Raw genomic sequence first — 18,747 nt, forward strand, 5'->3', positions numbered from 1 at the left:
TTTTAAAAACTTTTTCAAATTTTTTTATGAAAATGGCATATTTTGCCAATTCTGCCATCAACAGCGGTCTTTTGTGTTGATGGCAATTTTGGAAATAATGTTTAGCCCGTATTACGCAAGCCTGCCGCAATACCTGCGATGCTAACCATCAAGGCATGATCCACTGGACTGTGTTCAGTTTGATGCTCGGCCAGATAGAGGCGTCGACGTTTCATCAATTCAGCCTGTAATAAATGCAAAGGCAACAAATACGGTTTACGCACCTGCATCGATTGATCCAGCACTTCATTATTGCTTAGAAGTTTAGATTCACCTTTCAGGCGAAGTAGGGTATCGACCGCATTTTGCAGGCGTTGACGTAACTCGACACCAAGAACTTTTAAGTCCTGATCTTGAGTCAGATGAGATTCATAATACAGCGCAATATCTGCATCGGACTTGGACAGCACCATTTCCAGCATATCAATCAATGTCTGGAAATAAGGCCATTGTTCAAGCATCTCATCCAGCGTGTTTTTATGTTGTCCATGAACCTGATTGATCGCGGTACCGGTACCGAGCCATGCTGGTAGCATCAGGCGAATCTGTGTCCATGCAAATACCCATGGAATGGCACGTAAGGACTCGATCCCCCCACTGACTTTACGTTTGGCTGGTCGTGATCCGAGCGGCAACATCTGTAATTCCAGCTCAGGGGTAACGGTACGTAGATAACTCACAAAATTTGGATTTTCACGCACGGTTTGGCGATAAACCTGTACCGATAAATCCGTCATCTGATTCATCAGGTCACGCCATTGTTGTTTCGGCTCAGGTGGCGGGAGTAAGGTCGCTTCCAAAGTCGCTGCGGTGTAGATTTCCAGATTTTGCAGGGCAATGCCTTCCAGACCGAATTTAAAGCGAATCATCTCACCTTGCTCAGTGACACGAATCGCGCCAGAAATCGAACCCGGTGGTTGAGAGAACAGGGCTTGCTGGGTCGGTGCACCACCACGGCTGATTGAACCCCCACGACCATGGAATAAGGTCAATTGCACGCCATGCTGTTTGGCAATCGCCGTCAGTTCTTCCTGAGCACGATATTGCGCCCAGTTGGCTGACATAAAGCCTGCATCTTTGGCGGAGTCGGAGTAGCCAATCATGACTTCATGCTTGCCTTGAATATGCTGTTTATACCAATGCATATTGAATAGGGTATTCATGGTTTTGGCGGCGCCGTCGAGATCTTTTAAGGTCTCGAATAAAGGCACCACACGTAGCGGCTGCTGGATGCCCGCTTCTTTTTGAAGTAACAACACTGCCAGCACATCACTTGGATATTCTGCCATCGAAATAATATAGGCGCCCAGACTCTCAGGTGGCTGTTCTGCCAAGGTGCGCATGGTGGCAAACACTTCGAGTACGTCGGAATGCTGAATCAGGCTACCTTCAGGCTCATTAAAAAATTTCGGCAGTAATGGGCGCTTGCTTTGCAGTTCCTGAATCAGGAAGTTCTGGCGTGCCTGTTCGGTCCACGATTCAAAATTGCCTAGACCCAAATATTCAGTAATGGCGGAAATCGCTTGGCGATGACGCCCCGATTCCTGACGGATATCGAGTTTTAGTAGTTCAATTCCGAAGCAATTCACCCGATAAATAAAGTCGAGTAATTGTCCGTTGGCAATCTCAGCCATGTTACAGTCGATCAATGAGCGATAGCACAGTAATAGCGGTGCGAGTAATTCATCTTTGGTTCTGATGATATTGCTGTCATCTGCTGCTTCAGTGCCTTGCAGACGATGGGCCAACCATGTACGTGTCGCTTTTAAACGTTCGCGGGTTTCGCGTAAATATTCACGATACGGTTCTGGATGTTCATAACCCAAAGCTTGCGTCAGTTCGTCGGAACAGCTTTGAATCGACAATTCCCAACGCAGATTTTCAATATCACGCAGATAGAGATCTGCTGCTTGCCAGCGTGACAACCACAAGACTTCTTGCGTAACTTGATGAGTCACATTCGGGTTGCCATCACGGTCTCCACCCATCCACGAAGCAAAGCGAATCGGTGCAACATTGAGTGGCAGACTTTGTTCACAATGTTGTTGAGACAGTTCATTCAGTTCGCGAACAAATTTAGGTACGGCATTCCAGAGTGATTGTTCAATCGTCGCAAAGCCCCATTTCGCTTCATCCACAGGGGTTGGGCGGTGTTGACGAATTTCATCGGTCTGCCACGCTGAGCTGATCAATTGCTTGAGTGTTGCAATGGTTTGTTGACGTTCTTTCGGGGTCAGCTTTTGCTGATCTAATTGTGAAAGGCAATCGGTAATGTCGTCATATTTTTGAATTAAGGTACGACGGCTGACTTCGGTTGGGTGGGCCGTCAGCACCAGTTCAATTTTTAAATCACAGATTTGTTGAAATAGTTGTTGAGCATTGATCTGCTGACTTTTGAATTTTTCAAACAAATGCGGGAGTGGATTAGGACTTGGCGCCTGCTCATCAAACTCGGCCTGACGACGGCTCCGCACCACATGGTACTGTTCCGCAATATTGGCAAAGTTAAGAAAATGTGAGAAAGCACGGGTCAGCGGTAAAATCTCTTCATCTTTTAAACCGAGGAAAAGTTGTTCTAGCTGTTTTTCTGCTTCGATCTGGCCGTCACGTGCGCCTTTGGCTAATGCCCGAATTTGCTCAATCTGATTAAACAAATCTTGCCCAGCATGTTGCTTTAAGGTCTCTCCCAGTAAGTTGCCCAGTAAGCGGACATCTTCACGTAGTGGAGCAGTGATTTGCTGAATCATTCTAATTCTCCTGTTGTTCTCATTCGACTATAGCGCGATTGAAAGACAATCCAAGAGCAGAACGTAAAAAAATGTGAAATTTATCTAAACTTTAGTCTGATATTTAAGCAAAAAAATCTCGATTGCATGCTGAATCATCTGATCGATTTCATCTGCTGTTGGAACAGGCGCTAAACCGAGTAACACTTGCTGGTGACGGATCCCCAGCAGCAAGGAAATGATCAGTTCAGTCTGTTTGATCGGTTCATCGGTCTGAATAAATTTAAACGCGATGGCTTGCTCAAAAAAATCACACCAGACATGACACATGCGGGTATGTGACGCATCAAAAAACTGTCGGGTTAAGGGACTCTGTTCCGCCGCCAGTTCAAATAGGACACAATCCAGTTTCAGAGCTTCAGGAAGATAAATGATATTTAAAGCCCGCTGGCACATGAGAAGCAAGGCCTGTTTAAAATCAGAGTCCGCCGTCAGTTCAAACTGTTTGGCTCGAATCGATTCTTCGCAACTTTCTTGAATCGCGCACATGAACAGATTGTTTTTGTCCTGAAAGTGGTTGTACACCGTAAGTTTAGTGACGCCTGCTTCTTTGGCGATCTGGTTCATGTTGGTGGCGTGGTAACCCATTTTTAAAAAAATAGATTTTGCGGCCTGTAAAATTTTGGCTCTTTTCTCTAAATCTTTAGGGCGACCACTATGGATTTGCACGTTATCTTTCTCTTTTAATCAATTTAAAAATCAGATAGGTAGATTTATTTTTTAATTAATGTACCTGTGAGTATATTAATTAAAAAATAAACAATCTATGATAATGCTCATATCACGCCTTAAAAATCAATTTGAATAAGAGCGCAAACAGATGAAACAGATCAATCGTATCATATTGGGGTTCGTCATTGTCAGTAGTGTCGTCCTCAGCGCCTGCCAGAAAGAGGTGCCCAAGACTGAGGAAATTCCTTATGTCATGGTGGCCCAGCCGAGTGGCAACCATGTTGAGCAAAAAAGCTATGCAGGGGATGTGCAGGCGAAACAGCAAACTGCTTTGGCCTTCCGTGTCGGGGGACAGATCACCGAACGTTATGTCGATGTCGGGGATCGGGTCAAAGTTGGACAGGTGCTGGCGAAGCTAGATGTAAAAGATGCGCAATTGCAAATGAATGCGGCCAAGGCACAGTTACAAAGTGCGCAGGCTGCTGCAAAAATTGCCGCAGAAGAATATCAGCGTTATCAGCAGTTATTACCGGTCAATGCGGTCAGCCGTTCGCAATTTGATGCGGTCAAAAATCAGTATGAATCTGCACAGGCAGGCTTACAGCAAGCTCGTTCTAATTATGAAGTATCGTCCAATCAAACGGGTTACAACCAGCTTATCTCGAATAAGAATGGGGTGATTACCCAGCGTCAGATCGAGATTGGGCAAGTGATCGCGGCAGGGCAGGCTGCCTACCAGTTAGCCATTGATGGTGAACGCGAAGTGGTGTTTGGTGTGCCTGAACAGGCGGTCAGCACCATTAAAGTAGGACAGCCAGCATGGGTTACCTTGTGGTCGCAACCTGAGGCACGTTTTGCTGCCAAAGTGCGTGAGGTTTCTCCAGCAGCGGATCAGTCTCGAACCTTTACAGTGAAGGTTTCTTTGCTGGAAGGCCAGTCCAGTATTCAATTGGGTCAAAGTGCGCGAGTGTTCTTCGTGACACAAGACAATAATGTATTGAGTGTGCCTTTATCCAGTGTTACTGCCAATGATCAGCAAGCCTACGTCTGGGTGGTGAATGCCAATCAAACCATTCGTAAAGTGCCTGTGACTTTAGGGACTTATGGTCGTGACAGTGTACCCGTCCTTTCAGGCTTAAAAGCGACTGACTGGGTCGTGGTGGGTGGTGTGCATTTGTTACGAGACCAGCAAAAAATTCATCCCGTTGATCGTGATAATCGCGACATTCGTGTCAAAACGGGAGGTTAAACATGAAATTTAACCTTTCAGAATGGGCACTCAAAAATAAGGGCATTATCCTTTATTTTATGCTGCTGCTCGGCATCGTTGGGATAATGTCCTATTCCAAACTTTCGCAAAGTGAAGATCCGCCATTTACCTTTAAAGTGATGGTGGTGCAGACTTATTGGCCGGGGGCAACCGCAAAAGAAGTCTCAACGCTGGTGACAGATCGAATTGAAAAGGAGTTGATGACCACGGGGCAGTATGACCGCATCATGGCGTATTCACGTCCAGGTGAGTCCTTGGTGACTTTTGTGGCTAAAGACAGTTTACCGTCTAGTGCCATTCCAGATATCTGGTATAACGTGCGCAAAAAGGTCAATGATATTCGGACCCAATTGCCAAGCGGTGTACAAGGGCCTTTCTTTAATGATGAATTTGGAGATACCTTCGGCAACATCTATGTACTGACGGGCAAAGACTTTGACTATGCGGTAATGAAAGAATATGCCGACCGTTTGCAACTGCAATTACAACGGGTCAAAGATGTCAGCAAGGTTAATCTGGTGGGACTACAAGACCAGAAAATCTGGATTGAATTGTCCAATACCAAGGCAGTGCAATTAGGTGTGCCTGTCACCGCGATACAGGAAGCCATTCAGAAGCAAAACGATATGGCGGGTGCGGGTTTCTTTGAAACAGGGACTGACCGTATTCAAATTCGGGTCAGTGGACATTTACATAGTGTCGATGACCTGAAAAAAATGCCGTTACTGGTCGGTGACAGAACCATTCAACTGGGTGATGTTGCCGAGGTCTATCGCGGTTTTAGCGAACCTGCACAGCCACGCATGCGTTTTATGGGTGAGAACGGGATCGGGATTGCGGTCTCGATGCGTAAAGGTGGTGACATCATTGCGCTAGGTAAAAATCTTGAAACTGAATTTAACCGTTTGCAAAAAAGCTTACCTTTGGGCATGAAACTGCAAAAAGTGTCTGATCAGCCTGTGGCGGTACAACGCAGTATTCAGGAGTTCTTAAAAGTTCTCGCGGAAGCGGTGATTATCGTCTTGCTGGTGAGTTTCTTCTCGCTGGGTTTCCGTACGGGCTTAGTGGTGGCACTTTCTATTCCACTGGTTTTAGCCATGACCTTTGCAGGCATGAACCTGTTCGATGTGGGACTCCATAAGATTTCATTGGGCGCATTGATTTTGGCGCTCGGGTTGCTGGTCGATGACGCCATTATCGCGGTTGAAATGATGGCGATTAAGATGGAGCAGGGCTACAGTCGACTCAAAGCAGCAGGCTTTGCATGGCAAACCACGGCCTTCCCGATGCTGACAGGTACCCTGATTACCGCAGCAGGTTTTTTGCCGATCGCAACTGCCCAATCTGGAACAGGGGAATATACCCGTTCTATTTTTCAGGTGGTGACCATTGCCTTAATCGTGTCATGGATTGCCGCGGTATTATTTGTCCCTTATCTGGGGGAAAAATTACTGCCTGATTTTACTAAACAGAAGCAGCAAGCCGCCTGGTATGTTCGATTATGGGCAAGATTGCGTAAGCAACCTGCGCCTATCGTGGAAGCGCATGGACAACACCATGATCCTTACCAATCCAAATTTTATCAGTCTTTCCGTCGTGTGGTCGAAATCTGTATCACCTATCGTAAAACCGTCATCGCTGTCACAGTCGGGATTTTTGTGTTGTCGGTGGCGATGTTTAAGCTGGTGCCGCAACAGTTCTTCCCGCCATCGAATCGTGCTGAAATTCTGGTGGATTTAAAACTGGAAGAAGGCGCATCTTTGACCGCGACGGAACAAGCCGTGCATAAGGTGGAACAATTCCTGTCGAAACAAAAAGGCATTGATAATTATGTGGCTTATGTCGGGACGGGTTCACCACGGTTCTACTTGCCTTTGGATCAGCAATTGCCGCAAGCCAGCTTTGCCCAGTTTGTGGTGTTGGCTTCGTCTTTGGATGATCGTGATGAAATCCGTCGTTCTCTAGACACACAAATCAAGCAGCTATTACCTCAAGTGCGCACTCGGGTGTCATTACTGGAAAATGGCCCACCTGTAGGTTATCCATTGCAATATCGTGTTTCGGGTGAAGATCTCGGCACAGTCCGTCAATGGGCACAAAAAGTGGCAAAAGTCCTGAGTGAAGATCCAAACACCACCAATGTGCATCTGGATTGGGGCGAGCCAAGCAAAATCATTGCGATTGAAATTGATCAGGATCGTGCCCGTCAAATGGGCGTATCTAGTGTCGATCTTGCAAACTTCCTGAATGCCTCGGTCACTGGGTCGGTGATGAATCAATATCGTGAAAAACGTGAATTGATCGAAATCCGCTTACGTGGTGATAAGTCGGAACGGGTTGAAGTGGCTTCTTTGGCGAGCTTGGCGGTACCGACCAGCAAAGGCACCACTGTGCCGTTAGCGCAAATTGCAAAAATTGAATCCCGTTTTGAAGAGGGTTTAATCTGGCATCGTAATCGCCTGCCAACCATTACCGTTCGTGCGGATATTCGTACCCACCTGCAACCTGCGACTGTGGTGCAACAGTTGGCAGAGCAGATGCAGACCTTACGTGCAGACCTGCCAAGTGGCTATTTACTGGAAGTGGGCGGTACCGTTGAGGAGTCCGCGAAGGGACAAAACTCGGTCAATGCAGGTATGCCATTGTTCCTGGCTGTGGTGATGACTTTATTAATGATCCAGCTGCGTAGTATGTCGCGGGCAACCATTGTGTTGTTGACTGCACCATTGGGTTTGATCGGAGTGGTGGCATTCCTACTGCTATTTAATAAACCTTTCGGTTTCGTGGCGATGCTCGGTACGATCGCACTGTCAGGCATGATTATGCGTAACTCGCTCATTTTGATTGATCAGATCGAGCAGGATATACAGGCGGGGCATGTTCCGTGGGATGCAGTTATTGATGCAACCATGCGCCGTTTTCGCCCAATTGTCTTGACCGCACTGGCTGCAGTACTGGCGATGATCCCGTTATCTCGCAGTATTTTCTTTGGTCCGATGGCCGTTGCGATTATGGGCGGATTGATTGTGGCGACCTTATTAACCCTGTTTTTCCTGCCTGCACTTTATGCAGCATGGTTTAAGGTCAAAAAAACAACATAACTATCGTAATTATTTTGTGAATAAAGGTGCGAAATATTGAAAATTTCAATATAGTAGCACCTATATTTTAAGACCAAAAAATAATTGAATTTCATTGCATGACAAATTTTGCACAATGCTGTGAATGAGGTGATATAGAGCATGGGGCAAGACAATATTGAGCAGCATCGCCGCTATGTGGCGATTTCTTACGTGTTCATGTTTCTTGCATTATTTACAATCGTGTTTGCAGCGTTTGCGTACCTGTTAGCACGAAAAGTTGCGATTGTGGATAATGCTGAAGTATGGATACATGCGCATGCACTGTGGATTATGCGTAATGTGCTGTTATTTATCTTGATGGCCTTTTTTGCTGCCCTATGGTTTATTCCATTGTTCTTTTTTGCATGGGATAGCGCACTCTGGGTAACTGCAATGACCGTTGCAGGTGTGGTCTTTAGTTCAATTGCCTGGTTATTTTTATTGAATGCATGGCTAAAAGGCATTGCTAAATACTTTAAAAATAAAGCAGTTTTTTAATTTTACTGCTTTTTTATTGAATTAGACCTTGTAAATTTATCGTACAGCCCCTATTAAGGCTCTGTTGACTTTAGAAATAAAAAGTCAGCAGAGCCTATTTGTTTTTTTAGATTTGAATAAATTCCGTGAGGAGCATCGCCAACCATGGCTAAACGTGATTATTATGAGGTTTTAGGCGTTTCGAAAACCGCAAGTGATGATGAGATCAAGAAAGCCTATCGTAAGTTGGCGATGAAGTATCATCCAGACCGTAACCCTGACAACGCAGAAGCTGAAGAAAAGTTCAAAGAAGCGGCAGAAGCGTATGAAGTGCTTTCTGACGAAGAAAAGCGCAGCATGTATGACCGTGCTGGGCACAGTGCCTTTGAAGGTGGCTTTGGTGGTGCAGGTGGCGGCTTCGGTGGCTTTAGTGCAGAAGATATCTTTAGCCAGTTCGGCGATATTTTCGGTGGTGCGTTCGGTGGCGGTGGCCGTCAGCAACAACGTCAGCGCCGTGGTTCAGACCTCCGCTATGTGATGGAATTGACGCTCGAAGAAGCAGTCAAAGGTGTGAAAAAAACCATTACGTTTACTGCGCCAGCGCCATGTGAAACCTGTGATGGTAAAGGTTCTCAAAATCCGAATGATGTCGAAACCTGCCGTACCTGTCATGGTGCAGGCCAAGTGCGTATGCAACAAGGTTTCTTCTCGGTTCAGCAAACCTGTAGCACCTGCCGTGGTCAAGGCAAAATCATCAAGAACCCATGTAAGAGCTGTCATGGTTCAGGCGTTGCTGACCGTCAGCAAACACTTGAAGTTACCATTCCTGCCGGTGTGGACAATGGCGACCGCGTACGCTTGACGGGTAAAGGTGAAGCGATCCGTGATGGTCAGGCTGGTGATCTATACGTTGAAGTCGTGGTACGTGAACACGAAATCTTCCAACGTGATGGTGCTGATCTATATATGGATGTTCCTGTTAGCATTGCAGATGCTGCATTAGGTAAAGAAATTGAAATTCCGACCCTAGAAGGGCGCGTGAGTTTGAAAATTCCTGAAGGCACACAAACAGGTAAACTTTTCCGCCTACGTGGTAAGGGTGTTCGCCCTGTACGTAGTAGCATGGTCGGTGATTTACTTTGCCGTATTGTGGTAGAAACGCCTGTCAATCTAAACAGTCGCCAGCGTGAATTGTTGAAAGAGCTACAAGCTTCTTTTGATGGGGATGGTCATGCTTCGTCTCCAAAGAAAAAATCATTCTTTGATCGCCTGTTTGACTAATTGGCATTCATAAAAAAACCTGCTTCGGCAGGTTTTTTTATGGGAAATTTTTAGCGCGAGCACAGAGTTTTGCTATAGTAGCTGAATTGTTTAAATAAAAGACTGGGAAAAATTATGTCAACTTCTCCACGCATTGGGATCTTGGGTGCAGGCGGACGCATGGGACGCATTTTGATTCAAGCGGTACAACAGGCAGGCTACCAGCTTGCAGCCGCAGTTGAACGTCCAGAAAGCAGTTTGGTGGGTGCAGATGCAGGGGAACTTGCAGGTATTGGCAACATCGGCGTCAAGATCGTGGGAAGTTTGAGTGAAGTACTGAAGGATTGTGACGTAGTGATTGACTTCACTGCACCTGTTGCCACTGAACAGCATTTGAAGCTTTGCCGTGAAGCGGGTGTGGCAATGGTGATTGGTACCACGGGTATGTCAGATGAACAAAAGGCATTCCTTGAAGAAACAGCAACGCAGACACCCGTCGTGTACGCTGCCAATTATTCAGTAGGGGTCAATGTTTCGATTAAATTATTGGAACTCGCTGCAAAAGTATTTGGTGATACCGTAGATATCGAAATCATTGAAGCGCATCATCGTCATAAAGTCGATGCACCATCAGGTACTGCATTCATGATGGGTGAAGCGATTGCAGATACCTTAGGTCGTGACCTGAAAGAAGTTGCGGTGTATGGACGTGAAGGTTATACCGGCCCGCGTGACCGTCAAACCATTGGCTTTGAGACTATTCGTGGTGGCGATATCGTGGGTGAACATACCGTGATGTTTATTGGTGAAGGTGAACGTGTTGAAGTCACCCATAAAGCGACCAACCGTATGAACTTCGCTTCAGGTGCAGTTCGTGCAGCAGCATGGGTGGTTGGCCGTGAAGCACGTAAATACGATATGAAAGATGTTTTAGGCTTTAACGAGATTGAAGTATAAAACGTTCCTTTTTTGTACTATAAAAGAGCTTGTTGAGCTTTCTTTCCAGTAAAAGTGAAGCAGGCTCTTGCCATCATTAAAACAATTGAGCATGACATGAATAAAAAACATATCGTCCTTGCTACACTACTCAGTATCAGCAGCTTTGCGGTGACTGCTGCATCAGATACTGCCAAATTGAGTTTGCATCGTAATAATATTAAGGTCTGGACCTACCAGACAGAAAATAATCCAATTATTCAATATAAAGCCGAAACGATTTATGATGTGCCGCTGGAACGTGCCGTTGCAGTAGTCCTCGATGTCGAGCGTACGCCACAATGGGTGCCGTATGTGGGCAAGGCGCAAATGCTATCTCGCGATGACAAGAAAGGCGAGTTTACCTTGTATATGGTGCTGGATTTTCCATTTCCTTTAAAAGATCGCGATGTGGTGATTAAAGGCAAAATGACCAAAAATGCGGATGGCAGCATTAGCATTAAAAACAATGCCATTCAGAACAATTATCCTGAGCAACCTGATGTGGTGCGTTTAAGCAAATATGCGGGTGACTGGACTTTCCAGAAATTACCGAATAATCGGGTAAAAGTGACCACCAGCGGATATGCCGATCCAGCGGGTTCGATTCCATTGAGCTTTGTGAATATGTTTGTGCAACAGCAACCGTATCAGATGCTTATGAAAATGAAAAAAGAAGTACTCAACCCGATCTATGCGCAACCAAAGTTGCCAGATTTATTGAAATAATAAAAAAGCCTGATTAAATTCAGGCTTTTTTTATTACCATCAGGCTTGAGGGCATTGTTGTAGCTGAGTGGCTGGTTTGGCTGCTAATTTCATTTGAATGAAAACCAGAATTAAACCAATGCCTGCCAGTGCAGCGCCGATCATTGAGACTGCAGTGTAATTCAGACCAAGACTTAATACTGCGCCACCTGCTGCGGCACCAATCGCATTGCCCAAGTTAAAGGCGCCAATATTCACGGAAGAAGCAAGGCCCGAGGCTTCATGTGCCACTGACATCACACGCATTTGTAATGGCGGTACGATGGCAAAGGCGGCTGCGCCCCAGATCACCAAACCAAGTGCTGCACCTACTTGGGTTTGAGCAAGGATTGGGAAAATCAGCATCAATCCGATCAATAAACCTAAGAAACCAATCAAAGTCTTGTTGATAGACAGGTCTGCAAACTTGCCACCGAAATGGTTACCGATTGAGAAACCAATCCCGATCAAAACCAGCATCATGGTGATAAAGGTCGGTGAGGCATGGGTGAACTCAACCAGACTTGGCGCGATATAGGTATAGAGCGTAAACATCGCTGATGCTCCGAACACCGTAGTCAGCAACGCCAATACGACAGGTAAACGGGTCAGGACTTTCAGCTCCATTTTTACATTTGGTTTTTGTCCAACTGATCCTACCGGCAGCGCTTTCCAGAGGGAGAGTATCGTAATCACACCAAGTGCTGAAATCGCAAGGAAAGACATGCGCCAGCCGATGTTTTGCCCGACCCAAGTTGCAAGCGGGACACCACCAATATTGGCAATGGTCAGGCCCATGAACATGGTGGCAACAGCACTGGCCTGTTTATTGGCAGGAACCACGCTGGCAGCGACCACAGAGCCAATTCCGAAGAAAGCACCGTGGTTCAGGCTGGTAATCAATCGAGCGCCCATTAAGCTCATATAGTTCGGTGCAAATGCTGCAATCAGATTACCGATCGTAAAAATTGCCATCAGCAAAATCAATGCATTACGACGCGCAAAACCACCAAACCATAAGGTCATGATCGGTGCACCCAGCATTACGCCCAGTGCATAACCCGTAATCAGCATACCCGCGCTGGGGATCGATACGCCTAGATCATTGGCGATATTGGGCAATAGCCCCATGGGTGAGAACTCGGTGGTGCCGATGGCAAAGGCACCAATCGCCAAAGCCAGCAAGGGCAGGTTAATGCGGCTGCTCATGTTATTTGTCCCATTCAGGCGCAAATGGTTCTGGACTCACTTCTCGACCATTACGTTCCAGTTGGGCAATCAACTGCATTTCCTCTGCAGTTAAAGTTAAGTCTTGTGCTTTTAGGTTGCTGATCAGGTTTTCACGTTTGGTTGATGAAGGAATCACAGCAAAGCCATTTTGTAGTGCCCAAGCCAATGCCACTTGTGCGCTGGTTGCCTGATGCTGTGCAGCGATCTCAAGTAGGGTGGGATCATTTAATACCTTGCCATAAGCCAAAGTCATGTAAGAAGTCACATCAATATTTTGTTCACGCAGGAAGTTGACCAAGGTACGGTTCTGTAAATATGGACTGAGTTCAATTTGGTTGGTGGCAATGTGTTCTACACCAATGCTGTCAATCGCTTGTTGGGTCAAGGCAATATTAAAATTCGAGATCCCAATGTGCTGAGTCAGACCTTGCTGTTTGGCTTCTAGAAGCAGTTGCATTACGGTTGGAATGGACACACCTAGTTGTGGGGCAGGCCAGTGAATTAAAGTCAGGTCTACTGCATCGGTACGCAACTTTTGCAAGCTGTCTTTTAGGCTTGGAATAAACTTATCTTCCGTAAAATTGTCGACCCAGATTTTTGTGGTGAGGAAAATATCCTGACGTGCGACACCACTTTCAGCAATGGCTTGACCCATAGCCGCTTCATTTTCATAAACCTGTGCGGTATCGATGGCACGATAGCCGACGTCTAACGCTGTTTTAACCGAGTCAATCACGGCTTGATCTTTGAGACGGAAAGTACCTAAACCAAATTGAGGGATACGCATATTTTTCACCTGATTTTTTTCATGCTCTAAGGAGCGATTTTGTTGATGGCTGTCATTTTGCGATGATTATTGTTGCTAAAAAATAGATGAATTTGCAAAATACAGTTGACTAAATATCAATAATAGAGAGGCGGTGATGAAATCAACCGTAGAAGAACTTCTTGCCTTTATGACCATTGTCGATACTGGTTCTTTTATCGCTGCTGCTGAACGTCTGGGACAAACTGCATCGGGACTGAGCCGTTCACTGAGCCGTCTGGAATCCAAGCTTGAGGTGACGCTGTTAGAACGCACCACCCGCAAATTAAAACTGACGCAAGAAGGGCAGCAATTTCTTAATCATGCCCGCAAAATCCTGAGCGATCTCAACGCGGCGGAAGAAGCACTGCAAAAATCCGATCAGGACACTTCAGGACTCATTCGGATTGACTCTGCGACACCTTTTATTTTGCATGTGATTACGCCGCTGGTCCATAAATTCCGACGCTGCTATCCCAATATTGAAATTGAGTTGAACAGTAATGATTTGGTGATTGATTTACTGGAACATAAAACCGATGTTGCCTTCCGCTTTGGGGAACTGCATGACTCCAGTCTGCATGCCAAACTGGTGTGTAAGAGCCGTATTTATATCGTTGCCAGTCCCGACTATTTAAGCCGTAAAGGCATTCCTCAAAAGCCGAAAGATTTACTTGAACATGATGTCGTTGGCTTTACCCGACCTGCCTATATCAATAAATGGCCTCTGAAAATTGAAGGGGAATATTTTCAGGCGCAACCTAAAATCAAGGCGTCAAGTGGAGAAACTGTTCGTCAATTGTGCCTGCGGGGGCAAGGCATTGCTCGTCTGTCAGAGTTTGAGATCTGGAAAGACTTGAATGAAGGGCACTTGGTCGCACTGTTTGAAGACCAGATTGAACATTCTTATCAACGCATCCATGCGGTGTATTATCAGCAAGAGCATTTGCCGAAACGTGTCCGGTTATTTATTGAATTTTTGACTGAGCAATTAAGTCAGGGCTTTTCGGTTTGCCAATAGCATCATTTTGCAGCTGTACATTCAGGACGGGTACTAACGCACCAGTGGCCTGAATGACCGACACCACAATATGCTGTTGTTGTAAGCGGCATTCCAGTTCCATCGTCGGTAAATACTGGCTTGGCAGCATCACACCATTTTCATTTGGCTTTTTATAAGTCATTTTGATGATACGGGTCTGCTCTGGGGCATCGCGCTTTTCCATTCTCCATAGCTCATAGGTGGTTTGATTTTGCATACGTAAGTAACCTTCTGAGAGAGACTTACAAACCTGTTGTTGTGGATAGCTGGCCTGAGCCGAGAAGTCGCAGCCCGTAAATAGAATTGTACTGAGTATAAATAAGATTTTATTTTTCATGATGTTATCCTTTGGTTGTTGATTTTTATAGCTTAACGGTGTTGTATAAACCAATACAGATACAGAAATTTATAAAAAAGCAGTACAGAGATGACTTTCCAATATCAACGTTTAGCAGAACAACTGGCGCATAAGATTTATCAGCATGAATTACAACCTCAGCAGAAGCTCAGTTCTTTAAGGGAATTTGCTCGTCAGCAGAGTGTTAGCCTGAGTACGGCACAGCAATGCTATGAATTACTGGAAGCCAAAGGGTTGATTTATGTCAAAGCCAAATCGGGTTATTTCGTCAGTTCAAGGCAATATCAAAGTCCTGTCCCAGATAGCCCACGTTTTGAATCGATGATTCGGCAAGTTTCAAATTTAGACCTGCAAAATCAGATTCAAACCGCTTCGATCCAGAACCATTTAACGCCTTTGGGCGCGATTCAATTATCCCCACATTTGATTCCTGTGGATGGCTTACGCCGTTCCTTGCAACGTGCGCTGAAACACTGTCAGCCAGAAGATTTTCTATATTGTAATAAACAGGGACACCAACAGTTGCGGCAAGCCTTGTCGGATCATTGGCGCGAAGATGGTATCTATGTTGCGACAGACGATATTTTTATCAGCAATGGTTGTATGCCCGCGTTGTCGCTGTTGATTCAGCAGATCACCAAACAAGGCGATAGCATTCTGATTCCAACACCCACCTTTAATGGTCAGTTGCAAATGCTGGCCAGCCTAAAACGCAAGATTATTGAAATTCCAGCCGACCATCGTGGCATTGATCTGGAGCGTTTGGAATTCTTTATGAAACAGGGCAGTGCCAAGCTGTGTTTGATGACTGCCAATTTTCAAAATCCATTGGGCTATTGCCTGACCAATGAAGAAAAGCAGCACATCGCCAAGCTGGCTCAGCAGTATGAATGTTTTATTCTGGAAGATGATATTTATGGAGAATGCAGTTTCCAGAAGGAGCGACCTTTGCCGATACGCTATTGGGATCAGGAGGGCTATGTAATCTGGTGTGGATCGGTGTCTAAATCTTTATCGGCCGCTTATCGTGTTGGCTGGTTCTGTTTGGGACAGCAATTACAATATTTAAGACCGAAATTATTGGCGAATAATGTGGGGGTGAATACGCCTTTACAGTTGGGACTGGCTGATTTTATTTATAGTCGTGGTTATCGGGAGCATCTCGATCATTTAAGACCTCAGCTTATGCAGCAGGTGGAGCAGTATCGAGCGTTTATCTTAGAGGTGTTTCAGGGGATTCCAATTGCCTTGAGTCAGTCACAGGGTGGTTATGCTTTATGGCTGCAACTTCCAGCGAGTATTACAGGTTTGGAGCTTTATTATCTGGCGCAAGAGCAGGGCATTAATATCGTGCCGGGGGAAGTCTTTGGAGAAGACCGACGCTATCAGCATTTTTTACGCTTAAATGCGGGACATGCCTTAACTGCAGAAATCCGCCAAGCCATACAGCAATTGGCGGACTGGACGCGAAAAAGTTTGAATTAATCGAAGTCTGCTTTTAGAACGATACGATAGCGGGCTTGGCCTGAATGCAGTCGTTCAATTGCTTCATTGAGTTGAGACATTGGGTATAGCTCAATCTGTGGGGCAATATTTTTACGCGCTGCGAACTGTAAAAGTTGGCGCAGTGCCAAAGGGGAACCTGTTGGGGAGGAGGTGACCGATTTAGCTCCATTCATGAGTGTTCCCACCGAAACAGGTATTGGCTCTAAAGTCACGCCTAAGAAATGTAGACTGCCATTCGCTGCAAGCGTGCTGAGGTAGGCTTGCCAATTCAGCGTCACATTCACCGTACTGAGCAACAAATCAAATTTGCCGCGTTGTGCCTTGATGGCTTGTGCATCACGACTATTCACCACATGATCTGCACCCATGGCTTTCAATTCATCGGTCTTGTCTGAGCTAGAGCTAAATGCGGTCACTTCGCAACCCCATGCCTTGAGCAATTTAATCGCCATATGGCCGAGACCACCAATTCCAATCACCCCGACATGGTGGGTCGCCTGAATTTTATGTTTCAGCAAAGGATCAAATACAGTAATACCTCCACACAGTAGCGGACCTGCACTTTCTGGATTTAACGCTTCTGGCAGCGGAATGACCCATTGCCAGCCTGCACGGACCTTATCGGCAAAACCACCTGCATGCCCGACAATGGTTGAAATCTTTTCACCCGTACAGAGCACCTGATTACCGCCAATACATGGATCACAGGCCTGACAGGTTTCAGCCGTCCAGCCGATACCAACACGCTGACCGATCTGAAGTCCTTTCGCCTCTGAACCGAGCGCAACGATGGTACCAATAATTTCATGTCCAGCGACCGCAGGGTAGACCGATGAATGCCAGTCATTATTAATGACAGACAGATCGGAATGGCACAGGCCACAATATTCGACTTTGACTTCAACCTGATGCGCCTGTAACTCGCCCGCATCAAATTGATAAGGAACTAACTGTTCACCAGCCTGCATTGCTGCATAAGCACGAATCTGGTTATTGCTCATTCAAGGAACTCCTGTAGAAGGAAAAGCGATGATTTTTGATTATTTAAAATGGCAATGATTTTCGTGGTCGTTGACCATGCCAACGGCTTGCATAAACGCATAACAGGTGGTCGGGCCGACGAACTTAAAACCACGCTTTTTGAGTGTTTTAGATAATTTCTGGCTTATTTCTGTTTGGGCAGGGGCTTCACGATAATTCACTACATCATTATTTTCGGTTTGATGATCCACAAAACTCCATAGCCAGGCAGGTACATCTGTGACTTCATCTTTGAGTTTAAGCCAAGCCAGCGCATTGTCTCGAATTGCTTTCAGTTTACCAATGTGACGAATTAAACCTGCATCACTGAGCTTGAGTTCCAGTTCATCATCTGTCAGTGCAGCAATTTTTGTGATGGGATGGTCGAAGAAGTGGGTGCGGTAGTGTTCACGTTTTTTCAGAACCGTGATCCAGGAAAGTCCTGCTTGCTGACCCTCAAGACAGAGCATTTCAAATAAATGTGCTTCATCATGTTGTGGCTTGCCCCATTCCTGATCATGGTAGGCCATATAGAGCGGATCATCGGAGCACCAGCCACAGCGTTGAGTTGACATATTTGATGCTCCTTATTGTTATGTGTACATGATGATTAAAGTTTGAATGCCACCCATTCATTTGGGCGAGTATCCCAATAATACAGTTCTGCGTTGTTTAAATCAGCAAATTTAAGCCAAAAGTCTTTCCCCGATTTATCGGCAAAACCCGTACTGATGAGCAAGGCATCTTCAGTAATTTCCATGATCCAGCCTTGGTAGCTGGTGCCATTCAGGATGATTTTTTGCTGGTTGCCCGACTCTGCAAATACAACCAGCCGTTCAATCAATGCTTCAGACATTGTAGATTCCTAACGTAAATATGGGTATGGATTGACTGCACCACGCCCTTTGCCATTTAAATAAATTCCGTAATGTAAATGTGGAGAGGTATAACGCGCATTGCCCGTATTGCCCACATAACCGATCAGGTCGCCTTTGCGAACATAGTCCCCGACATTGAGACCACGCTTATGTCCGTTAAGATGGGCATAATAATGCCACGAACCTGCTGGACCAATGATCCAGATCACCTTTCCACCTAAATTATTATTACGTAAATCAGCAACTAAGCCCTCGGTCGCACTATACACTTTCGTACCGCGCTCTGCCATGATATCAATGCCTTCATGACTACGTCCTTGACTGCGTGCAGCGCCCCAAGTATCTCGTAATTCATTGCGGCTGACGCCTTTTACTGGAACTGGCAAGCGGCTATCCAAGCGCATGCTTTTCAGCTTATTGACCTGTGCATTGGGCAAAGGTGCTGGTTTTTTCGGCGCTGTGGCACAAGCTGAAAGTAAAATAATGAACACACCAAGCAGCGTATAAGAAATTGGATGACGCACAAAAACTCCTTATATTTTGATCTACAGCAGTGAGGT

17 protein-coding genes are annotated in these 18,747 nt (G+C 45.8%); 8 read left to right on the plus strand and 9 right to left on the minus strand.

What is annotated here, in order from left to right; all coding sequences use genetic code 11:
* Positions 1-101: 101 nt before the first annotated feature.
* Both ppc and AWW72_RS08685 read right to left on the minus strand, forming a co-directional pair.
* Positions 102-2,786, minus strand: a complete 2,685-nt coding sequence (gene ppc, locus AWW72_RS08680) for a phosphoenolpyruvate carboxylase (protein WP_047429826.1) — start codon at positions 2,784-2,786, stop codon at positions 102-104.
* Positions 2,787-2,870: 84 nt separating this feature from the next.
* The gene (locus tag AWW72_RS08685) at positions 2,871-3,494 is read right to left on the minus strand and encodes a TetR/AcrR family transcriptional regulator (protein ID WP_062847078.1); all 624 of its coding nucleotides are present in this window, start codon (positions 3,492-3,494) and stop codon (positions 2,871-2,873) included.
* A 151-nt stretch (positions 3,495-3,645) separates the two neighbouring features.
* Between AWW72_RS08685 and AWW72_RS08690 the strand changes: the two genes are divergently transcribed.
* From AWW72_RS08690 to AWW72_RS08715, 6 genes are all read left to right on the plus strand, one after another.
* Positions 3,646-4,746 (plus strand): efflux RND transporter periplasmic adaptor subunit, encoded by a 1,101-nt coding sequence (locus tag AWW72_RS08690; protein ID WP_062847079.1) that lies wholly within the window; start codon positions 3,646-3,648, stop codon positions 4,744-4,746.
* Positions 4,747-4,748: 2 nt separating this feature from the next.
* Entirely contained in the window at positions 4,749-7,868 is a 3,120-nt protein-coding gene (locus AWW72_RS08695) for an efflux RND transporter permease subunit (RefSeq protein WP_062847080.1), read from the plus strand.
* 141 nt (positions 7,869-8,009) lie between these two features.
* Entirely contained in the window at positions 8,010-8,387 is a 378-nt protein-coding gene (locus AWW72_RS08700; protein WP_004776408.1) for a hypothetical protein, read from the plus strand.
* 144 nt (positions 8,388-8,531) lie between these two features.
* Entirely contained in the window at positions 8,532-9,647 is a 1,116-nt protein-coding gene (gene dnaJ, locus AWW72_RS08705; protein ID WP_005260301.1) for a molecular chaperone DnaJ, read from the plus strand.
* A 114-nt stretch (positions 9,648-9,761) separates the two neighbouring features.
* On the plus strand, positions 9,762-10,583 hold the full coding sequence (gene dapB / locus AWW72_RS08710; RefSeq protein ID WP_062847081.1) for a 4-hydroxy-tetrahydrodipicolinate reductase: 822 nt from the start codon (positions 9,762-9,764) through the stop codon (positions 10,581-10,583).
* 96 nt (positions 10,584-10,679) lie between these two features.
* Positions 10,680-11,330, plus strand: coding sequence for an START domain-containing protein (locus AWW72_RS08715; protein WP_005260300.1), 651 nt, complete (start codon positions 10,680-10,682; stop codon positions 11,328-11,330).
* A gap of 39 nt (positions 11,331-11,369) precedes the next feature.
* On the opposite strand, the gene AWW72_RS08720 is transcribed toward AWW72_RS08715, so the two are convergent.
* Positions 11,370-12,557, minus strand: a complete 1,188-nt coding sequence (locus tag AWW72_RS08720) for an MFS transporter (protein WP_062847082.1) — start codon at positions 12,555-12,557, stop codon at positions 11,370-11,372.
* Position 12,558: 1 nt separating this feature from the next.
* Entirely contained in the window at positions 12,559-13,365 is an 807-nt protein-coding gene (dkgB, locus tag AWW72_RS08725; protein WP_062847083.1) for a 2,5-didehydrogluconate reductase DkgB, read from the minus strand.
* Between the two features lie 136 nt (positions 13,366-13,501).
* Between dkgB and AWW72_RS08730 the strand changes: the two genes are divergently transcribed.
* Complete coding sequence (locus AWW72_RS08730; RefSeq protein ID WP_004776401.1) at positions 13,502-14,404, plus strand: LysR substrate-binding domain-containing protein; 903 nt, start codon at positions 13,502-13,504, stop codon at positions 14,402-14,404.
* Here the strand turns inward: AWW72_RS08730 and AWW72_RS08735 are convergent.
* The gene (locus AWW72_RS08735; RefSeq protein ID WP_005260297.1) at positions 14,352-14,762 is read right to left on the minus strand and encodes a hypothetical protein; all 411 of its coding nucleotides are present in this window, start codon (positions 14,760-14,762) and stop codon (positions 14,352-14,354) included. The two genes, AWW72_RS08730 and AWW72_RS08735, sit on opposite strands and share 53 nt — an antisense overlap.
* Positions 14,763-14,852: 90 nt before the next feature.
* Here AWW72_RS08735 and AWW72_RS08740 point away from each other — a divergent pair, with 90 nt between their 5' ends.
* Positions 14,853-16,268: an aminotransferase-like domain-containing protein gene (locus AWW72_RS08740; RefSeq protein ID WP_062847084.1), complete on the plus strand. Its 1,416-nt coding sequence runs from the start codon at positions 14,853-14,855 to the stop codon at positions 16,266-16,268.
* Here the strand turns inward: AWW72_RS08740 and ahr are convergent.
* From ahr to AWW72_RS08760, 4 genes are read right to left on the minus strand one after another with little or no spacing between them, the layout of a single operon-like run.
* A complete protein-coding gene (ahr, locus tag AWW72_RS08745) occupies positions 16,265-17,290 on the minus strand; it encodes an NADPH-dependent aldehyde reductase Ahr (protein WP_062847085.1) in 1,026 nt (341 codons plus the stop codon). The two genes, AWW72_RS08740 and ahr, sit on opposite strands and share 4 nt — an antisense overlap.
* Before the next feature lie 39 nt (positions 17,291-17,329).
* Positions 17,330-17,884, minus strand: coding sequence for a DNA-3-methyladenine glycosylase I (locus tag AWW72_RS08750; protein WP_062847086.1), 555 nt, complete (start codon positions 17,882-17,884; stop codon positions 17,330-17,332).
* A 35-nt stretch (positions 17,885-17,919) separates the two neighbouring features.
* Positions 17,920-18,165, minus strand: coding sequence for a hypothetical protein (locus AWW72_RS08755; RefSeq protein WP_047429848.1), 246 nt, complete (start codon positions 18,163-18,165; stop codon positions 17,920-17,922).
* Between the two features lie 9 nt (positions 18,166-18,174).
* A complete protein-coding gene (locus AWW72_RS08760) occupies positions 18,175-18,711 on the minus strand; it encodes a M23 family metallopeptidase (protein ID WP_004776395.1) in 537 nt (178 codons plus the stop codon).
* Positions 18,712-18,747 lie beyond the last annotated feature (36 nt).

Origin of the sequence: Acinetobacter sp. NRRL B-65365 (assembly GCF_001605865.1) — a bacterium.
Lineage (GTDB): Bacteria > Pseudomonadota > Gammaproteobacteria > Pseudomonadales > Moraxellaceae > Acinetobacter > Acinetobacter vivianii.

Excerpts from the sequence above, each read along its gene's own strand:
- ppc (WP_047429826.1), bottom strand. The coding sequence starts at position 2,786 with ATGATTCAGCAAATCACTGCTCCACTACGTGAAGATGTCCGCTTACTG.
- AWW72_RS08715 (WP_005260300.1), top strand. The coding sequence starts at position 10,680 with ATGAATAAAAAACATATCGTCCTTGCTACACTACTCAGTATCAGCAGC.
- AWW72_RS08700 (WP_004776408.1), top strand. The coding sequence starts at position 8,010 with ATGGGGCAAGACAATATTGAGCAGCATCGCCGCTATGTGGCGATTTCT.
- AWW72_RS08690 (WP_062847079.1), top strand. The coding sequence starts at position 3,646 with ATGAAACAGATCAATCGTATCATATTGGGGTTCGTCATTGTCAGTAGT.
- dkgB (WP_062847083.1), bottom strand. The coding sequence starts at position 13,365 with ATGCGTATCCCTCAATTTGGTTTAGGTACTTTCCGTCTCAAAGATCAA.
- dapB (WP_062847081.1), top strand. The coding sequence starts at position 9,762 with ATGTCAACTTCTCCACGCATTGGGATCTTGGGTGCAGGCGGACGCATG.
- AWW72_RS08720 (WP_062847082.1), bottom strand. The coding sequence starts at position 12,557 with ATGAGCAGCCGCATTAACCTGCCCTTGCTGGCTTTGGCGATTGGTGCC.
- AWW72_RS08735 (WP_005260297.1), bottom strand. The coding sequence starts at position 14,762 with ATGAAAAATAAAATCTTATTTATACTCAGTACAATTCTATTTACGGGC.
- dnaJ (WP_005260301.1), top strand. The coding sequence starts at position 8,532 with ATGGCTAAACGTGATTATTATGAGGTTTTAGGCGTTTCGAAAACCGCA.
- ahr (WP_062847085.1), bottom strand. The coding sequence starts at position 17,290 with ATGAGCAATAACCAGATTCGTGCTTATGCAGCAATGCAGGCTGGTGAA.
- AWW72_RS08750 (WP_062847086.1), bottom strand. The coding sequence starts at position 17,884 with ATGTCAACTCAACGCTGTGGCTGGTGCTCCGATGATCCGCTCTATATG.
- AWW72_RS08695 (WP_062847080.1), top strand. The coding sequence starts at position 4,749 with ATGAAATTTAACCTTTCAGAATGGGCACTCAAAAATAAGGGCATTATC.
- AWW72_RS08740 (WP_062847084.1), top strand. The coding sequence starts at position 14,853 with ATGACTTTCCAATATCAACGTTTAGCAGAACAACTGGCGCATAAGATT.
- AWW72_RS08755 (WP_047429848.1), bottom strand. The coding sequence starts at position 18,165 with ATGTCTGAAGCATTGATTGAACGGCTGGTTGTATTTGCAGAGTCGGGC.
- AWW72_RS08730 (WP_004776401.1), top strand. The coding sequence starts at position 13,502 with ATGAAATCAACCGTAGAAGAACTTCTTGCCTTTATGACCATTGTCGAT.